This window comes from Lentzea alba (genome assembly GCF_011067745.1).
GTDB classification, from domain to species: Bacteria; Actinomycetota; Actinomycetes; order Mycobacteriales; family Pseudonocardiaceae; genus Lentzea; species Lentzea alba.
This window is the reverse complement of record NZ_JAAMPJ010000001.1, coordinates 548555-565003: the sequence shown is the minus strand read 5'-3', so window position 1 is coordinate 565003 and position 16449 is coordinate 548555. Positions and strand designations below refer to the sequence as shown.

18 protein-coding genes are annotated in these 16449 nt (G+C 68.9%); 12 read left to right on the top strand and 6 right to left on the bottom strand.

Translation table 11 applies throughout. The features are described from left to right. The first annotated feature begins 117 nt into the window (after positions 1-117). Positions 118-924, top strand: coding sequence for an isocitrate lyase/PEP mutase family protein (locus tag G7043_RS02735; protein WP_166043493.1), 807 nt, complete (start codon positions 118-120; stop codon positions 922-924). On the opposite strand, the gene G7043_RS02730 is transcribed toward G7043_RS02735, so the two are convergent. Further along, positions 921-1070, bottom strand: a complete 150-nt coding sequence (locus tag G7043_RS02730) for a hypothetical protein (protein ID WP_166043491.1) — start codon at positions 1068-1070, stop codon at positions 921-923. The two genes, G7043_RS02735 and G7043_RS02730, sit on opposite strands and share 4 nt — an antisense overlap. Positions 1071-1135: 65 nt before the next feature. Further along, the gene (locus G7043_RS02725) at positions 1136-1978 is read right to left on the bottom strand and encodes a DegV family protein (RefSeq protein ID WP_166043489.1); all 843 of its coding nucleotides are present in this window, start codon (positions 1976-1978) and stop codon (positions 1136-1138) included. Between the two features lie 215 nt (positions 1979-2193). Between G7043_RS02725 and G7043_RS02720 the strand changes: the two genes are divergently transcribed. From G7043_RS02720 to mnmA, 7 genes are all read left to right on the top strand, one after another. Continuing rightward, the gene (locus G7043_RS02720; RefSeq protein WP_166043487.1) at positions 2194-2976 is read left to right on the top strand and encodes an electron transfer flavoprotein subunit beta/FixA family protein; all 783 of its coding nucleotides are present in this window, start codon (positions 2194-2196) and stop codon (positions 2974-2976) included. Positions 2977-2999: 23 nt separating this feature from the next. Beyond that, positions 3000-3953: an electron transfer flavoprotein subunit alpha/FixB family protein gene (locus G7043_RS02715; RefSeq protein ID WP_166043485.1), complete on the top strand. Its 954-nt coding sequence runs from the start codon at positions 3000-3002 to the stop codon at positions 3951-3953. A gap of 165 nt (positions 3954-4118) precedes the next feature. Next, positions 4119-4892 (top strand): GNAT family N-acetyltransferase, encoded by a 774-nt coding sequence (locus G7043_RS02710; RefSeq protein ID WP_166043483.1) that lies wholly within the window; start codon positions 4119-4121, stop codon positions 4890-4892. Continuing rightward, complete coding sequence (locus tag G7043_RS02705) at positions 4889-5761, top strand: lysophospholipid acyltransferase family protein (RefSeq protein WP_166043481.1); 873 nt, start codon at positions 4889-4891, stop codon at positions 5759-5761. Before G7043_RS02710 ends, G7043_RS02705 begins: the two co-directional genes overlap by 4 nt. Continuing rightward, a complete protein-coding gene (locus G7043_RS02700) occupies positions 5718-7061 on the top strand; it encodes an MFS transporter (protein ID WP_166043479.1) in 1344 nt (447 codons plus the stop codon). The genes G7043_RS02705 and G7043_RS02700 overlap by 44 nt, the downstream gene beginning before the upstream one ends. Continuing rightward, the gene (locus G7043_RS02695) at positions 7061-8230 is read left to right on the top strand and encodes a cysteine desulfurase family protein (RefSeq protein WP_166043477.1); all 1170 of its coding nucleotides are present in this window, start codon (positions 7061-7063) and stop codon (positions 8228-8230) included. Before G7043_RS02700 ends, G7043_RS02695 begins: the two co-directional genes overlap by 1 nt. After that, positions 8227-9309, top strand: a complete 1083-nt coding sequence (gene mnmA, locus G7043_RS02690; protein ID WP_166043475.1) for a tRNA 2-thiouridine(34) synthase MnmA — start codon at positions 8227-8229, stop codon at positions 9307-9309. The genes G7043_RS02695 and mnmA overlap by 4 nt, the downstream gene beginning before the upstream one ends. Before the next feature lies 1 nt (position 9310). Here the strand turns inward: mnmA and G7043_RS02685 are convergent, their stop codons facing one another. Both G7043_RS02685 and G7043_RS02680 read right to left on the bottom strand, forming a co-directional pair. Continuing rightward, complete coding sequence (locus G7043_RS02685; protein ID WP_166043473.1) at positions 9311-10162, bottom strand: serine/threonine dehydratase; 852 nt, start codon at positions 10160-10162, stop codon at positions 9311-9313. Then, on the bottom strand, positions 10159-10662 hold the full coding sequence (locus G7043_RS02680) for a DUF6584 family protein (RefSeq protein WP_166043471.1): 504 nt from the start codon (positions 10660-10662) through the stop codon (positions 10159-10161). Before G7043_RS02680 ends, G7043_RS02685 begins: the two co-directional genes overlap by 4 nt. 36 nt (positions 10663-10698) lie before the next feature. Between G7043_RS02680 and G7043_RS02675 the strand changes: the two genes are divergently transcribed. Beyond that, entirely contained in the window at positions 10699-11841 is a 1143-nt protein-coding gene (locus G7043_RS02675) for a hypothetical protein (protein WP_166043470.1), read from the top strand. Positions 11842-11879: 38 nt separating this feature from the next. Then, on the top strand, positions 11880-12278 hold the full coding sequence (locus tag G7043_RS02670) for a hypothetical protein (protein ID WP_166043468.1): 399 nt from the start codon (positions 11880-11882) through the stop codon (positions 12276-12278). On the opposite strand, the gene paaI is transcribed toward G7043_RS02670, so the two are convergent. Both paaI and G7043_RS02660 read right to left on the bottom strand, forming a co-directional pair. Next, entirely contained in the window at positions 12217-12603 is a 387-nt protein-coding gene (gene paaI / locus G7043_RS02665; RefSeq protein ID WP_166043466.1) for a hydroxyphenylacetyl-CoA thioesterase PaaI, read from the bottom strand. The genes G7043_RS02670 and paaI overlap by 62 nt on opposite strands. A gap of 228 nt (positions 12604-12831) precedes the next feature. Beyond that, positions 12832-13191 carry a hypothetical protein gene (locus G7043_RS02660; protein WP_166043464.1) on the bottom strand — a complete coding sequence of 120 codons (360 nt, stop codon included), beginning with the start codon at positions 13189-13191 and terminating at the stop codon, positions 12832-12834. Positions 13192-13471: 280 nt separating this feature from the next. Between G7043_RS02660 and G7043_RS02655 the strand changes: the two genes are divergently transcribed. Together G7043_RS02655 and G7043_RS02650 are read left to right on the top strand one after the other, a co-directional pair. Further along, complete coding sequence (locus G7043_RS02655; protein ID WP_313887676.1) at positions 13472-14473, top strand: methionine synthase; 1002 nt, start codon at positions 13472-13474, stop codon at positions 14471-14473. Positions 14474-14563: 90 nt separating this feature from the next. Beyond that, positions 14564-16417: a glycoside hydrolase family 9 protein gene (locus G7043_RS02650; RefSeq protein ID WP_166043460.1), complete on the top strand. Its 1854-nt coding sequence runs from the start codon at positions 14564-14566 to the stop codon at positions 16415-16417. Positions 16418-16449: the final 32 nt, after the last annotated feature.

The following is a 16449-nucleotide window of genomic DNA, read 5'->3' as shown; positions in this document are numbered from 1 at the left end:
GGCAGACCGGCGGCGGCAATTGCTGACCGTGGTCACCCATGGCGGGTGTCCGAAAGTCTTCGGTTGCCGTCCGAAACTCGCCGGACTTCTGCCGGTGGCTGCTGATATCACTTGATCATGACTTCCACCGCTGACCGCACCCGGCTCTTCCACGCGCTCCACCAGCCCGGCCCGCTCGCCCTCCCCAACGCCTGGGACGTCGCCTCCGCCCTCATCGTCGAGGCGGCCGGCGCCAAGGCGGTCGCCACCACGAGCGCCGGTGTGGCGTGGACCCTCGGTGCTCCGGACGGCAACAGGGTGGACCGCGATCGGGTGATCGATCTGGTCGCCCGGATCGCGAAGGTGGTCAGCGTTCCGGTGACGGCGGACATCGAGTCGGGTTTCGGCGAGGACGCGCAAGCGGTTGGCGCCACGGCAAAGGCGATCGTCGAGGCGGGCGCGTCCGGGGTCAACATCGAGGACGGGCTCGACGGCGCGCTGCGGGACGTGCAGGAGCAGGAGGAACGTCTTGCGGCGGCGCGCGAAGCCGCGCCGGAGCTGTACATCAACGCCAGGATCGACGTGTACCTGCGGGGGATCGGTGAGCCGGAAGACCGGCTGCGGCACACCCTCGACCGCGCCGCGGCCTACCTCGAGGCCGGGGCCAGCGGCATCTTCGTGCCGGGAGTGACCGACCTCGGGATCGTCACGGAGCTGGCCAAGGGCATTGCCGCGCCGCTCAACGTTCTGGTGGGGCCTGGCGCGCCCGCCGTCGACGAGCTGGCGAAGGCGGGCGTGGCGCGGATCAGCCTCGGCTCCGCGGTGGCCGAGGCCGCCTACGCCGTCGCCAGGAAGGCAGCGGAAGAACTGCTCACCCAGGGCACGTACGTCAGCGTCGAGAACGGCGTCGCGTACGGCGAGCTCAACGCACTGTTCAAGGGTTAGTGCTTCTTGCCGCGGAACTTGCGCAGCAGCTGCTCGGCCTGTGCGCGCTTGCGCGGGTCCTGTGCCATCTGCCGCGCCTTGGCCTGCAGCTTGTGGCCCTGCGGACTGCGCAGGAACTTGTTGATCTTGTCCATGAACGAGGCCATCGGTCCTCCAGGTGGTCCGTTACGTCCCGTTCAACGCACGGAACTGCTCCTGGAGTTCCCAAAAATCAGACCGGCGACACTGTGATGCCCAGCGCACCGGGGCCGACGTGGGCTCCGATGGCTGAGCTGACCTGCGTCAACATGAACTGGCGGACGTTGGGCACGCGGCGCCGGAGGTTGCGCAGCAGCCGGGACGCCTTCTCGGCGGCGTCGAAGTGCTCGACGGCCACGTCGACGGTGTCGGTGCCCGCGCGCTTGATCGCGATGTCCAGCATCCGGTTGAGCGCGCGGTCGGCGCCGATCACCTTGTCCAGCGGGGTGATCTGGCCGTCGGCCATGGTCAGCAGGGGCTTCATCGACAGCATGCCGCCGACCAACGCCGACGCGGCACCGATGCGCCCGCCGCGGCGCAGGTACTCGAGCGTGTCCACGTAGATCAGTTCGGTGGAGCCTTCGAAGCGGCGCTGGGCGGTCGCGAGCACCTTCTCCACGTTGCCGCCCGCTTCGGCCACCTTCGCGGCGGCCTGGACGGCGTAGCCGATGCTCATCCCGCAGGTGTGGGTGTCGATGACGTGCACGGGCACGCGGACCTGGGCGGCGGCGGTGCGTGCCGCCTCGACGGTCGCGGACTGGCGGCCCGACACGTGCACGGACACGATCGAGCGGACGCCTTGTGCGGCCAGTTCGTTGTACGTCCAGAAGAACGCGCCGGGATCGGGCGGGATGGTCGCCACGGGCACGTTCGAACGCATCGCCGAGACCAGGTCGGGGACCGGGATGCGGGACTCGTCGTCGGTGTGGTCGCCGATCCGCACCTGGATCTGGACCACCTCGATGCCGAGTTGATCAGTCAGTTGCGCCGGGAGACAGGCCGTGGAGTCGGTCACAACTGCTACTCGCCGGTACATGTCGGGGCAGCGTAGTCGCCCGAATGGGTTAAGTCTCAAAAGGTGTCGTCAACGGGTGACAACTGTCACGCTAGCGGGGTGCTTGCTGCCGTTTGCACCGCTGCTACTGGCGGGTAACATCCGGGTGATGGCAGGGTCGTGAACACCCGGCGACGCAGTTCTAAAGTCCTCTGCGTAAGCGTCGCCGCCCGTCCGCAGGAGGTCGAAGAGGACCTATGAACATTGTTGTCCTGGTCAAGCAGGTGCCTGACACCTGGTCCGAGCGCAAGCTCACCGACGCCGACCACACCCTTGACCGCGAGTCCGCGGATGCCGTGCTCGACGAGATCAACGAGCGCGCCGTCGAAGAGGCCCTGCTGCTGCAGGAAGCCCACGGCGGTGAGGTCACCGTGATCGCGATGGGTCCCGACCGCGCCACCGACGCGATTCGCAAGGCGCTGTCGATGGGTGCCGACAAGGCGATCCACGTGAGCGACGAAGCGCTGCACGGTTCGGACGTGCTGGCCACGGCGAAGGTCCTCGCGAAGGCGATCGGCACGGTCGAGAACGTCGACCTGGTCATCGCGGGCAACGAGGCGACCGACGGTCGCGCGGGCGCTGTCCCGGCCATCGTCGCCGAGCTGCTCGGCCTGCCGCAGGTCACCCAGCTGCGCAAGGTCACCGTCGAGGGCTCCACGATCAAGGGCGAGCGCGAGACCGACGAGGGCGTCGCGTTCCTCGAGGCGTCGCTCCCGGCCGTGGTCTCCGTGACCGAGAAGATCAACGAGCCGCGTTACCCGTCCTTCAAGGGCATCATGGCCGCGAAGAAGAAGCCCGTCTCCACGCTCACCGTGGCGGACCTGGGCATCGACGCGTCCGAGGTCGGCCTGTCCGGCGCGTACACCCAGGTGCTCGAGGCGGCCCCGAAGCCGCCGCGCAGCGCGGGTCAGCGCGTCGAGGACGGTGGCGACGGCGGCGCGAAGATCGCCGAGTTCCTCGTCGGCCAGAAGCTCATCTGAGAAGGATTGGGAGGGAAGAGAAAATGTCTGAAGTCCTGGTCCTGGTCGACCACGTCGACGGCGAGGTCAAGAAGGTCAGCTACGAGCTGCTGACGGCCGCGCGTCGCCTGGGCACCCCGGCCGCCGTGGTCGTGGGCGCGCCCGGCACCGCGTCGAAGATCCGCGAGTCGCTCGGCCGCTACGGCGCCGCGAAGGTCTACGCCGTCGAGTCCGACGACGCCGTCAACTTCCTGACGACTCCGAAGGTCGACGCTCTGGCCGCCCTGGCCCCGAACGCGTCCGCGGTGCTCGTCTCCGCGACCGTCGACGGCAAGGAGGTCGCGGGCCGGCTCGCCGTGCGCCTCGACTCCGGCTGGCTCGTCGACGTCGTGGACGTCGAGGCCGACGGCACCGGCGTGCAGTCCATCTTCGGTGGCGCGTTCGTCGTCAAGTCGAAGGTCAGCAAGGGCACCCCGGTCATCACCGTCCGCCCCGGCGGCGTCGAGGCCGAGGAGTCCGCGGCGGACGCCGTGCTGGACGAGTCGGTCTCCATCTCCGTGGACACCGCCAAGGCCGCCCGCGTGACCTCGCGCGAGGCCGTCGTCGGCGGCGACCGCCCGGAGCTCACCGAGGCGTCGGTCGTCGTCTCCGGTGGCCGCGGCGTCGGCTCGGCCGAGAAGTTCTCGGTCGTCGAGGAGCTCGCGGACTCGCTGGGTGCCGCCGTCGGTGCCTCGCGCGCCGCGGTCGACTCCGGCTACTACCCGCACCAGTTCCAGGTCGGCCAGACCGGTAAGACGGTCTCGCCGCAGCTGTACGTGGCGCTGGGCATCTCCGGTGCGATCCAGCACCGCGCGGGCATGCAGACCTCGAAGACGATCGTCGCGGTCAACAAGGACGCCGAGGCCCCGATCTTCGAGATCGCCGACTTCGGTGTCGTGGGCGACCTGTTCAACGTCGCGCCGCAGCTGACCGACGAGGTCAAGAAGCGCAAGGGCTGAGCCTCAGCCGACTACACGCGGGGCCCTTTCGTACTGTCACACAGTACGAAAGGGCCCCGCGTGCGTTGAGCGTGCGGCGGGGTACCGAGGGTTAACCCGACTGCCACTGACGCGTCATCGGTTTGACCTGCTGTCATTCGCCGACCCGGCTTCACCCTGGTTCGCATGACGCAGCCGGAACTGCTTGTCAGCACCCCCGTCCAGCAGGACGCGGACGCTCCCCGCTACTCCCTCCTCGTCGCCAGGGACAGCGAAGAGGTCGTCGCCGCGCAGAGACTGCGCTACGAGGTGTTCGCCGGTGAGATGGGGGCGACGCTGCACACCAGCGTGCCCGGCCACGACGTTGACGAGTTCGACCAGCACTGCGACCACCTCGTGGTGCGCGACGACCGCACCGGCCAGATCGTCGGCGGCTACCGCATGCTGCCGCCCGAACGTGCCGGCGAAGCCGGTCGGCTCTACAGCGACGGCGAGTTCGACCTCTCGAACCTGAAAGACATCCGGCACACCACGGTCGAGACGGGACGCTCCTGCGTGCACCCCGACCACCGCAACGGCGCCGTCGTCAGCCTCGTGTGGGCGGGCATCGCGCGGTACATGTTGCTGAGCGGCCACAAGTGGCTCATCGGGTGCGCTTCCATCCCGCTGCACGACGGTGGCGGTCTCGCGGCCGGTGTGTGGGACACGGTGCAGGCCAAGCACTACGCGCCCGAGCAGTACCGCGTCACGCCGCACAACCCGTGGGACGTCGACTCGGTCGCGCGGCCGGACCGGACCGTGATGCCGCCGCTGCTGAAGGGCTACCTGCGGCTCGGCGCGTGGATCTGCGGACGGCCCGCGCTCGACCCGGACTTCCGCGTCGCCGACCTCTTCATCCTGCTCGGCATGGATCACATCGACCAGCGCTACCTCAAGTTCTTCCTGGGGGAGACACCATGAGTCACGCCTGGATGCCCGCCTCGCCCTGCGGTGACGGGTGTGTCGGTGGCACGCCGGCCGAGGTCGGCAAGCTCCGGCAGGTCTGGCGGGCGGTCACGGCCGTCACCGCGCTCCTGTGCGGCGTCACGATCGCACTCGCGCTCCTGCTGCCGAGCAAACAGCGCGAGAGCGCCATCCGACTGTGGTTCCACGCCGTTCTCCGCGCGTTCGGGGTGAGGCTGCGGGTCCACGGCGCCAGGAAGTTCCAGGAGATCCCCAAACGCGGCGTGCTCGTGGTGAGCAACCACGTGTCCTGGCTCGACGAGCTCGCGATCGACTCGGTGCAGCCGATCCGGCTGGTGGCCAAGAAGGACATCAAGAGCTGGCCGGTGCTCGGCCGGATCATCACGGCGGCCGGCACGGTCTACCTCGACCGCGAGAAGCTGCGCGAACTGCCGCGGACCGTGCACGAGCTGGCCACGAGCCTGCGCAACGGCAGCGCGGTCGGCATCCACGCCGAGGGCACGACGTGGTGCGGGCTCGCGTCCGGGCGCTACAAGCCGGCGCTGTTCCAGGCCGCGCTCGACGCCGGTGTGCCGGTGCGGCCGATCGTGCTGCGCTACCGGATCGGCGACCACGTCACGACGCAGCCGGCGTTCGTGGGCAGCGACACGCTCGTCGACTCGATCCGGCGGGTGCTGAAGGTCAGGGACCTGGTCGTCGAGGTGCACGTGCTCGACGAGATCGCTCCCGGCCGCGCGGCGACCCGCAGGGAACTGGCGAAACTTGCCGAAGAGCAATCAAACCGCTTGACCTCGACCGAACTGGAGATAGCACCATCAACGGGTGACTCTCACCGCGCCCGCCCCATCACGCCTCTGGTCGCCTGACCGCCGCTGGCCCACGACGGGCATCCTCCTGCTGGTCACGCTCCTCGCCTTCGAGGCGATGGGTGTCGGCACGGCGATGCCCACCATGGTCCACGAGCTCAAGGGCGAGGCGCTGTACGCGTGGCCGTTCCTCGCGAACCTCGCGGCGAGCGTCATCGCGACGGTCTTCTCCGGACGGCTCTCCGACCGGCGCGGCCCGAAGCCCGCGGTGCTGATCGGCGTGGTGCTGTTCCTCGCCGGACTGGTCGTCGCGGGCGTCGCGGAGACCATGACCGTGCTGCTCGTCGGACGGGTGCTGCAGGGCTTCGGCGCCGGGTTCCTGATCGTCGCGATCTACGTCCTGATCGCGCTCGTGTACCCGGAGAGCGACCGGCCCGCGGTGTTCGGCGCGCTGTCCGCGGCGTGGGTGGTGCCGTCGCTGGTCGGCCCGGCGGTCGCGGGCTGGGCGACCGAGCACCTGAGCTGGCGGCTGGTGTTCCTCGCGATCGTGCCGCTGGTTCTCTTCGGCAGCGTGCTGCTCGTCCCGGTGCTCAGGAAACTGCCTCCGCACAGCGAGACGCCGCCGCTGCGCAGGTACCTGCCGCTCGCGGCGCTGGCGGTCGGTGTCGGCGTGGCGAGCCTGAGCTGGGCGTTGCAGCACCGCACGTGGTGGCTGCTCGCGGTGGCGTTGCTGCTGCTGGCCCCCGCGCTGCGGATCCTGCTGCCGAAGGGCACGCTCATCGCCCGTCGCGGTCTTCCCGTCACGATCCTGGCGCGCGGCCTGCTCGCCGGCACGTTCTTCGCGGTCGAGGGCTTCATCCCGCTGACGCTGACCGTCGTGCACGGCTACTCGCCCCTGGAGGCGGGGATCCCGCTGACGTTGAGCGCACTGGGCTGGGCGGGCGCGTCGATGTGGGCGTCGCGGCACCCGGAGATCCAGCGCTACACGCTCGTGCGGACCGGCTTCCTGTTCACCGCGACCGGCATCTCGGCCGTGACGCTCATCGCACCCACGTGGGGTCCGGCGTTCCTGACGCCGCTGCTGTGGGCGGTGGCGGGCGCGGGCATGGGCATGGCGACCTCCAGCGTCGGCGTGCTGATGATGGCCGCGTCACCCGAGGAGGACCGCGGTTTCAACTCGGCCGCGCTGCAGATCTCCGACATGCTCTTCTCCGCGACCATGATCGGGATCGGCGGCGTGCTCGTGGTGGCGACCGCACCGACCGCGGGCGTGGTGGTGCTGAACCTGTCGATGGCGGCGTTGGCCGTGGTGGGAGCGATTCTGACCGGGCCCCGCATGCGGGCTACCCTTGAGACCTGATGGCTTATCTCGACCACGCCGCCACGACCCCCATGCACCCGCAGGCGGTCGCGGCGATGACCGAGGCGTTGTCCACCACGGGCAACGCCTCGTCGCTGCACACCTCCGGCAGGCGGGCGCGGCGGGCGATCGAGGAGGCCCGCGAGAACATCGCCGACGCCCTGGGCGCCCGGCCGTCCGAGGTGCTGTTCACCGGCGGCGGCACGGAGAGCGACAACCTCGCGGTCAAGGGCATCTACTGGGCGAGCGGGAAGCGCCGCGTGCTGGCCTCGGCCGTCGAGCACCACGCCGTGCTGGACGCCGTCGAGTGGCTGGAGCAGCAGGGTGCGGACGTCACGTGGCTCGAGACCGACTCCTGCGGCCGTGTCTCGGCGGAGTCCGTCGCCGAGGCGCTGGACGACGACGTCGCGCTCGTCACGACGATGTGGGCGAACAACGAGGTCGGCACCATCAACCCGGTGCACGACATCGCACGCGTGTGCGCCGCCCGCGGTGTGCCGTTCCACACGGACGCCGTGCAGGCCGTGGGTGCCGTGCCGGTGCACTTCGCTGATTCCGGTGCGTCCGCGTTGACCATGACCGGCCACAAGGTCGGCGGCCCGTACGGCATCGGTGTGCTGCTGCTCGCACGGGACGTGAAGTGCACGCCGCTGCTGCACGGCGGCGGCCAGGAGCGGGACGTGCGGTCCGGCACCCTGGACGTGCCGTCGATCGTCGGTCTGGCGCGTGCGGTGCGGATCTCGGTCGAGGAACAGGCTTCCCGGGCCGCGGAGCTGGCCGCGCTGCGGGACGAGCTGATCGCCGCAGTGCGCGCGGTGGTGCCGGACGTGATCGTGAACGGCGACCCGGCCGACCGCCTGCCCGGCAACGCGCACCTGACGTTCCCCGGTTGCGAGGGCGACAGCCTGCTGATGCTGCTCGACGCGCGCGGCATCGAGTGCTCGACGGGCTCCGCGTGCACGGCGGGCGTCGCGCAGCCTTCACACGTCCTGCTGGCGATGGGCGTCGAACCGGCGCTGGCCCGCGGATCTCTGCGGTTCTCACTCGGGCATACGTCGACGCGCGCGGACGTTGCAGAGTTGGCATCGGTGATCGGCCCGGTGGTCGAGCGCGCGCGTACGGCAGGTCTGGCAGGCATGAGGCGTTCCCGGAAGGTGGTCAAGCAGTGAAGGTCCTCGCGGCGATGAGCGGTGGTGTCGACTCCGCGGTGGCGGCGGCACGTGCCGTCGAAGCGGGACACGACGTGACGGGCGTGCACCTCGCGTTGTCGGCGAAGCCCGGCACGTTGCGCACCGGCGCCCGTGGCTGCTGCACCATCGAGGACTCCCACGACGCCCGCCGGGCGGCGGACCTGATGGGGATCCCGTTCTACGTCTGGGACTTCGCCGAGCGGTTCACCGAGGAGGTCGTGGAGGACTTCGTCGCGGAGTACGCGGCGGGCCGGACTCCCAACCCCTGCCTGCGGTGCAACGAGCGGATCAAGTTCGAGGCGTTGCTGGACAAGGCGATCGCACTCGGCTTCGACGCGGTGTGCACCGGGCACTACGCGCGGCTGGAGATGGTCGATGGCCGTCCCGAACTGCGCCGGGCGGTGGACCTGGGCAAGGACCAGTCCTACGTGCTGGCGTCGCTGACCGCCGAGCAGCTTTCGCACGCGATGTTCCCGTTGGGGGACACCACGAAGGAGCTCGTCCGGGTCGAGGCCGCCGAGCGCGGGTTGTCGGTGGCGAAGAAGCCGGACAGCCACGACATCTGCTTCATCCCGGACGGGGACACGCAGAAGTTCCTGGCCGGCCGCATGGAGACCAAGCCGGGGCTGTTGATCGACGACGCGACCGGCGCGGTGCTCGGCCGGCACGCGGGCGTGCACGAGTTCACCGTGGGGCAGCGCAAGGGTCTCGGCATCGACGGACCGGCACCCGACGGCCGCCCCCGGTACGTGTTGGCGTTGGAGCCGGTCTCGGGCAACGTCCGGGTGGGCTCGGTCGAAAAGCTCGCGGTGAGCGGGATCTCCGCTTCCGATCCGATCACGCACGTGGTGCTGGACGGGCCGGTCGAGTGCGTTGCGCAGGTGCGTGCGCACGGTGGCACTGCTCCTGCTGTCGCCGAACTGGTCGACGGCGTGTTGCAGGTTTCGTTGCGTGAGCCGTTGAAGGGCGTGGCGCCCGGTCAGGCGGTCGCGATCTACCGCGAGGACGCGGCGGGCGACCTGGTCCTGGCGAGCGCCACGATCGACGCGACCAGCTGATCTAGCGGGCCTGCCACTCCGAATTAGCCCCACAGAGGATCACGCACGGCAGCTCGCCCGGAACATCGCCGTTGAGGAACGACGCGAACGCGGCGGCGCCCGCGGGTTCCACGGCCAGCCGGAAGTCCGCCCACAGCCGGTCGCGGGCCGCGAGGATCTCCTCGTCGGACACCAGGACCGACGAAACGTGGTGCTGCTTCAGGATTTCCAGCGACAGCCCACCTGCTCGGGTCGCACCGAGCGCGTCCGCGGCGATGGACTTCACCTCGGAATCGACGGGTTCACCGGCCTTGAGCGCGTTGTGCATGGCGCAGCAGTGCTCGGGTTCGACGGCGACGACGTGGCGGCCGCCGGAAGCCAGTGCGGCACCGGCGATCAGGCCGCCGCCACCGACGGCGACGAAGATCGTGTCCACTTCGGGCACGTCCTCGACGATCTCCTGGGTGACCGTGGACTGGCCCTCGATCACCTTGAGGTCGTTGTAGGCCTCGATGTACGGCAGACCGAAGTCACGGGCGGCGAGAGCGGCCTCGGCGTAGGTGGAACCGTGGCGGATCAGCTTGGCGCCCAACGCTTCGATGCGCCGCGTCTTGGTCTCGGGCGCGGTCACCGGGACGAACACGGTGGCGTGGGCGCCGAGCAGCTGGGCGGCCTGGGCCACGGCGATGCCGTGGTTGCCGCCGGAGGCCGTGACGACCTCGGAGACGGTGAGGGACAACAGTTTGTTGACCGCGCCGCGGATCTTGAACGAGCCGGTCAGCTGGAGGTGCTCCAGCTTGAACACCAGAGGTCGGCCGTCGACGGTGGCGTGCATGGTCGGGGTGCGGCGGACGTACTGCGACAGCGTTCTCATGTGACCAGCTTCCACAAGAACTGGACCAGAGTCACGATGCCCAGCAGGAAACACACCAGGACGAAGCCGCCGCCGACCATGACGATCAGGCAGGCACCCCAGGAAGTCTCCTCGTGCGGCGTGGCCTCCAGATCGTGCTGGAGCTCTATGCGGGCTTCCAGGTACAACGACGCCAGGCGGGTTCGCGCGGTCTCGGTGGGAGCCTCGTCCACGCGGCCCTGCCAGTTCAGCGCCACCAGACGGGACTCGGCCCGGCGGTAGGCGCGCTCGAAGGCCAGGGTCTCTTCCGGGTCGCGTTCTTCGGAGAGATAGGTCCATCTTCCGGCTTGGGCCGGTTGGCCGAGAGTGCGGTAGACCTCGGCCAGCCGTTCGCGGAGATCGAGCCGGTGCGGGTAGGTGCCGACGAGCCCGGCGACGCGTTGACGTGCGCGAAGCACGCTCGCGAGGTCGCCCCGGCGCAACTCCTCGGCCGCTTTGTGGAGCGTCAGCTCTACCGGCATGAAGATTAGTTTCGCAGGTAGGGCTAGCTTTGACCCGTGTTTGGCCTATCGCTGCTGGTCTCCGGCCTCGCTTGGTGGCTCGGGCTGTACCTGCTCGCCCGCGATCCGCGCAAGCCGCTGATGTGGTTCGCGGGCGTGGGCATGATCGGCTATTCGGCGGCGGTCGTCGTGCCGCATCCTGTGCTGCTCGGGGTACCGGCGCTGGCCTGGACGGGTGTGATCTTGTTGCTCGCCCGGCCCGAGTTGATCAAGTGGTGGCTGGTCGCCATGGTGCCGTTCTTCGCCGCCTTGTTCTGGCTGCCGTGGCTCGTGTTGCTCCCTTTGGCCGTGTCGACAGTCCTAGCCATAAGGAAACGCGTTTACTTTTCACTCGTCGGAGTGATGTTCGGGCTGTCCGCTGCCGCCTTCCTCCTGCAACTTCTGCCAGACGTCGTGACGCTGCCGTCGATCGGTTTCGACCTGGTGGTGTTCGGCGTGCTCGTCGCCGTCACCGACGCGGTGGAGGAGGGCGAGGCGATCCGCGCGGACATGCTGCGCTCGTTGGTGATCGCCGGCTTCACAGCGGTGCTGTTCGGATCGCAGGTGATCCTCTTCGGCGGTCCGCAACTGCTCGCCTGCACGACCGTCGCGGCGGCGATCGCGGTCCAGGTGCTCGCGAACCCGCTGGCGTCCGTGGTCGACCGGCTCGCGGTGCCGGCCGTGGCCGCCGAACGCGCCGAACTGCGTGAGGCCGCCGAGTCGCTGCCCAAGCGCCGTCCGTTGATCACCGAGGACGAGGCCGAGTTCGCGCGGCTGACGCGGAAGGCGTTGAGCCACTACGGCGATCTGGGGAAGCTCGTCGCGAGCCCGTTGATCGCGTTGACCGACGACGGACCGCCGCTGGATCGCGCGGCGCAGTTGAAAAGCATGTTGCTGGCCAGCATTCAACGGCTCAAGCCCGCGGACGGCGAATTCGGCACGAGTGATGAATGGCGTTATTACAACGCCGTGTACTTCTACTACGTCAAAGGAATCCGGCCGTATTCGGTCCGGACCAAGCGCGAGGATCTGGACGCCGAGGACCGTCGCGCGCTGCAGTGGTTCGTGACACAGGTGCCGGAGCGGACCCTGCACAACTGGCAGAACGCCGCCGCACGGCTGGTCGCGACGGACCTGATGGCAGGAGTTGGCAGCGCTTGACGTGGTTCTGGCAGCGTTGACCGGGCGATCGTCGGGCCATGTTGAAATTCGCCTTGAAACTCGACGGTGTCGCTTCGTTCGCTCTCGGTCTGCTGACCGTGCTGATTCGCCCGGAGGTCGGCATGCCGACGGGCTGGCAGCTCGGACTCGGTCTTTTCTGCGTGGTTTACGGCGTGGGTGTCTTCACCTTGGGCACTCGCGCCACCCCGGACCGCCGAATCGTGCTGCTGGTCGTCATCGGCAATCTGGTGTGGGGCCTGGACAGCATTCTCACGGCCGAACTGGGCTGGTTCCCGCTCACCGACGCCGGCGTCGCGATGGTCCTGGCGCAGGGGCTCGCCGTGATCGGCTTCGCGGTGCTGCAGTTCATCGGCCTCAAGCGCGCAGGGTCCGTGAGCGACCGCGGAACTCAGCCACGATCTCGGTCCCTCGCCTGACTGTGACGTCGTAGATCCCGCTGCGGCCGAACCGGGTCCGTTCCACCGCCTCCGCCACCAGCTCGTCGCCCTCGCGCACGGGCTTGATGAAGTCGATGTCGGCCGAGGCGGCGACGGTGACGGACCCGGTCCTGTTGCAGGCGTAGGCGAACGCCGAGTCCGCCAGCAGGAAGACGTAGCCGCCGTGCGCGATGCCGTGGCCGTTGATCATGTTTTCGGCGACCGTCATGCTCAGCAACGCGTAGCCGTCCCGCACTTCGACCAACGCGATGCCGAGGGCGGCCGAAGCCTTGTCGGCGGCCAACATCTCAGCAGGACCATTCATTCGTGGAAGGGTAATCACTCTGGCGGTGGTGTCACGCGGAGTTGGAGCCGTCTTACTGTCCGACTGCTTGATCGCTCAACACCGGAGGTGGTCATCGTGGGTGGATGTTCTTGCTGCGGCGGTTGCACGGGTCCTGGCTGCGGGTGCTGCAGCAGCTGTTAAAGGCCTGGACGACAGAGCGAAGGCCGGCGCGAAGATTCCGCGCCGGCCTTTGTCCGGCAAAGTGGATCAGCCCACGCACTTCGCGTAGGCGTCACCCATCGCCGCTTCCTGGCCGGGTTCGCACGGCGATTCCGGCGTCAGGAACGTGTCCGCGTTCTGCCGGAGGGCCGCCTGCAGCGCGTTGGCCATCCGGATCGGGTCGCCGCTCGCCAGCCCGTCGGTGATCTGCTGGTTGCGGTCCCCGGTCGTGGTGCAGCTGATGAAGATGCCGGACATCACCTGCTTCGGCAGCCAGTACGCGTGCAGGCCGAAGTGGCACGGCTGGACCGTCCAGTGCGGTGCGGCCTGTGCGGCCGGAGCCGCCCAGAGACTTGCGGACAGGATGACGCAGACGACGGCGATGGACCTTCGAGCGAATCTGATCACGGGACTCTCCTGTAGTGGGTCACGGTGAAAGTCCACGTCCGCTCAGGTGGTCGGTGAGCTGGGGCGCGCTGTTAGCGGCTCCTCCCGCATTCACCCGGTTCAGCTACCGGCGAGAGAGGAAGGGAGTGGTGCAGGACCACGGGGCGCGTCGCGGTCCTGCACCACGGACAGGGAGGTGCTCCTACGCTCAGCACCTGCTCAATCACGGTAAGTGGCCTAGACCACGGCGTCAATGGGTCTAGACCTCTCTTGTCCGCAGGACAGTGGAACAATTCGGCGGGTGCGTGGAGCAACTGGAATCGGATCGCTGCCCGGAACCGACATCGACGAGGCGGCGAGGATCGTCGTCGGCGAGCTGCCCGAGCTGCCGCACGTGCCGGAGCTGCCTGCGCGGGGCGTCGGCGCGGACATGATCGGCCGCACCGCCGGCCTGCTCGTCGACCTCGCGATAGAGGTCATCACGTCCGGCTACCGGGTGAACCCGCGTCCCGGCCGGGACCACCGCCGGGCGGTCGACCTCCTGCGCGGCGACCTGGACGCGTTCGACGAGGCGTTGGAACGTGCGGGTGCGCAGCCTTCGGTGGTGAAGGTGCAGGCCGCCGGGCCGTGGACGTTGATGTCGAACATCGAGCTGATGCGCGGCCATCGGGTGCTCACGGACCGCGGTGCCGTCAAGGAGTTCTCCGAGTCGCTCGCCGAGGGGCTGCGGTTGCACGCCGCGGAGATCGCCAAGCGCACCAAGGCGAAGGTCGTGGTGCAGCTCGACGAACCGGGCCTGCCCGCCGTGCTGCAGGGCCTGCTGCCGACGCCGTCGAAGCTCGGCACCGTGCCCGCCGTGCCGGAACCGGACGCCCGCGGGGTGCTGGCCACCGTGATCGAGGCTCTCGCGGACCACGAGGTGATCGTCCACTGCTGCGCGCCGCATCCGCCGCTGACGCTGCTCAGGGAGGCGGGCGCGACGGCGATCGCGTTCGACGCGACCTTGATCAAGGGCGCGGAGGTTCTCGACGAGATCGGCGAGACGTGGGAGGCGGGGACGACGCTGGCGCTGGGGCTGGTGCCGAGCACCGATCCCGGCACGCCCGTGACGTTGAAGGACGTCGGGTTGCGGGCGTTCACGCTGGTCGACCGGCTGGGCTTCCCCCGGACGATGCTCGCCGAGAAGGCGTTGGTCACCCCGACGTGCGGTCTGGCGGGGGCGACGTCCAGTTGGGTGAAGCGCTCGCTGTCGCTGACCCGTGATCTCTCCTCCGCCTTTTTGGAACCGCCCGAGGGCTGGTGATGCCCGGTTTGGACGGCTAGTCTGCTGCGAACTATTAGGAAACTTTCTTAACCGTAGGCTTCCGCCGGGCCTGGATCGGGAGTTCCTCTCATGCGCATCAGACGTGCGGTTCTCGTTGCCGCAGTGCTTTCCGGGGTGGTCGCGACGCCTGCCCAGGCGGCCCCCGCCGGACACATCAGGCTGGACCAGATCGGTTTCGGCACCACCGAGGCGAAGCACGCGTACGTGCTCGGCGGTGCCGCGGACACCAAGTTCACGGTGGTCGACAGCAGGGGCAGGACCGTGCTGACCGGCAAGACGGGCGCCTCGACGGGCTCGTGGAGCGACAAGTTCCCCTCGGTGCACCCGATCGACTTCTCGAAGGTGAAGACGCCGGGCACGTACCGGATCAAGGTCGGTTCGGCGACGTCGACCGCGTTCAAGATCGACTCGCTGAACAGGCTGTTCCAGCCGGTCGCGAACAACACCGTCGAGTTCTTCCAGGCCCAGCGGGACGGCGCTCACGTCATCCCTGGCCGGTTGAACCGCAAACCCGCGCACCTCACCGACCGCAGCGCGATGGTCTACGAGGAGCCGGTGTTCAAGGGCGAGGGCGGCGACGAGATCGCGGCGCCGCTGAAGCCCACGGGCGTTCAGGTCGACCTCGAGGGCGGTTGGTTCGACGCGGGTGACTTCGTGAAGTTCACCCACGCCTCGTCCTACTCGACCGCCTCGATGCTGCTGGCGTTGCGCAACAAGCACAACGACGCGCTGTACGAGGAGGCCAAGTTCGGGCTCAAGTGGCTCGACAAGGCGTGGGACGAGAAGACCGGCGTGCTGTACGCCCAGGTCGGCATCGGCACCGGCTCCGAGGAGTTCGGCTTCGTCGGCGACCACGACGTGTGGCGCCTGCCCGAGGCCGACGACAAGCTCGACGTGAAGCCCGGCGACAGCCAGTACTACATCAAGTACCGGCCGGTGTTCCGCGCGAACAAGGCCGGCGAGAAGATCAGCCCGAACCTGGTCGGCCGCGTCGCCGGCTCGTTCGCGCTGGCCGCGCAGATCGAGGCTCGCCGCAACCCGCGGCTCGCGTGCGAGTACCTGAACAAGGCTGCTTCGCTGTTCGCGCTGGCCAAGACGTCGGACGTCGGTGAGCTCGTCACGGCGTTCCCGCACGCCTACTACCCCGAGGGCTCCTGGACCGACGACCTGGAGTTCGGCGCGACCCAGCTCGCGCTGGCCGCGAAGGCGTTGAACGACAACCGTTACGGCCAGTTCGCGCGCGCCGCTGCCCACTGGGCCAAGGAGTTCCTGGCCACCGGCGACCCGGACACGTTGAACGTCTACAACATCTCCGCGCTCGGCCACGCCGACCTCGCTCCGTTGCTGCGCAAGGGCGTTCCCGGCGCCGAGGTGACCGAGGCACAGGTCGTCGGCGACATCCAGCGCCAGCTCCGGCAAGGCGCGGTTGCCGCGCAGAACTCGCCGTTCCGCACCGCGGCCAACGTCGAGACCTGGGACGTCGGCTCGCGCACGTTCGGCTTCATCACGACCGCGGCGCTGTACCAGAAGCTGACCGGCTCGAAGGAGTACGCGACGTTCGGCACGCAGCAGCGCGGCTTCGCGCTGGGCACCAACGCGTGGGGCACCTCGTTGATCGTCGGTGTCGGCGCGAAGTTCCCCGAGTGCCCGCACCACCAGGCCGCGAACCTGTCCGGATCTTCGTCCGGCGGCTCGAAGGTGCTGGTCGGTGCCGTGATCAACGGCCCGAACGACGCCTCCCTGTTCGGTGACCTCGGTGAGATGCCGCCGGGTTCCGTCGACTGCACCAAGCCGTACACGCTCGAGTTCAACTCCGCGAAGTCCGTGTTCGCCGACGACCTGCGGTCCTGGCCGAGCTCCGAGCCGGCCATCGACTTCACGGCGACGGGCGTGCTGGGCTTCTCGCTGATCGCCAACTCCTGAGTGGCGCCGGCGCGGGCCTGGGTGTCCAATTC

Coding starts and splice junctions, on each gene's coding strand:
- G7043_RS02730 (WP_166043491.1), bottom strand. CDS start 1,070: ATGGCCTCGTTCATGGACAAGATCAACAAGTTCCTGCGCAGTCCGCAG.
- G7043_RS02720 (WP_166043487.1), top strand. CDS start 2,194: ATGAACATTGTTGTCCTGGTCAAGCAGGTGCCTGACACCTGGTCCGAG.
- G7043_RS02725 (WP_166043489.1), bottom strand. CDS start 1,978: ATGTACCGGCGAGTAGCAGTTGTGACCGACTCCACGGCCTGTCTCCCG.
- G7043_RS02650 (WP_166043460.1), top strand. CDS start 14,564: ATGCGCATCAGACGTGCGGTTCTCGTTGCCGCAGTGCTTTCCGGGGTG.
- G7043_RS02715 (WP_166043485.1), top strand. CDS start 3,000: ATGTCTGAAGTCCTGGTCCTGGTCGACCACGTCGACGGCGAGGTCAAG.
- G7043_RS02735 (WP_166043493.1), top strand. CDS start 118: ATGACTTCCACCGCTGACCGCACCCGGCTCTTCCACGCGCTCCACCAG.
- G7043_RS02705 (WP_166043481.1), top strand. CDS start 4,889: ATGAGTCACGCCTGGATGCCCGCCTCGCCCTGCGGTGACGGGTGTGTC.
- G7043_RS02695 (WP_166043477.1), top strand. CDS start 7,061: ATGGCTTATCTCGACCACGCCGCCACGACCCCCATGCACCCGCAGGCG.
- paaI (WP_166043466.1), bottom strand. CDS start 12,603: ATGAATGGTCCTGCTGAGATGTTGGCCGCCGACAAGGCTTCGGCCGCC.
- G7043_RS02710 (WP_166043483.1), top strand. CDS start 4,119: ATGACGCAGCCGGAACTGCTTGTCAGCACCCCCGTCCAGCAGGACGCG.
- G7043_RS02685 (WP_166043473.1), bottom strand. CDS start 10,162: ATGAGAACGCTGTCGCAGTACGTCCGCCGCACCCCGACCATGCACGCC.
- G7043_RS02670 (WP_166043468.1), top strand. CDS start 11,880: ATGTTGAAATTCGCCTTGAAACTCGACGGTGTCGCTTCGTTCGCTCTC.
- G7043_RS02680 (WP_166043471.1), bottom strand. CDS start 10,662: ATGCCGGTAGAGCTGACGCTCCACAAAGCGGCCGAGGAGTTGCGCCGG.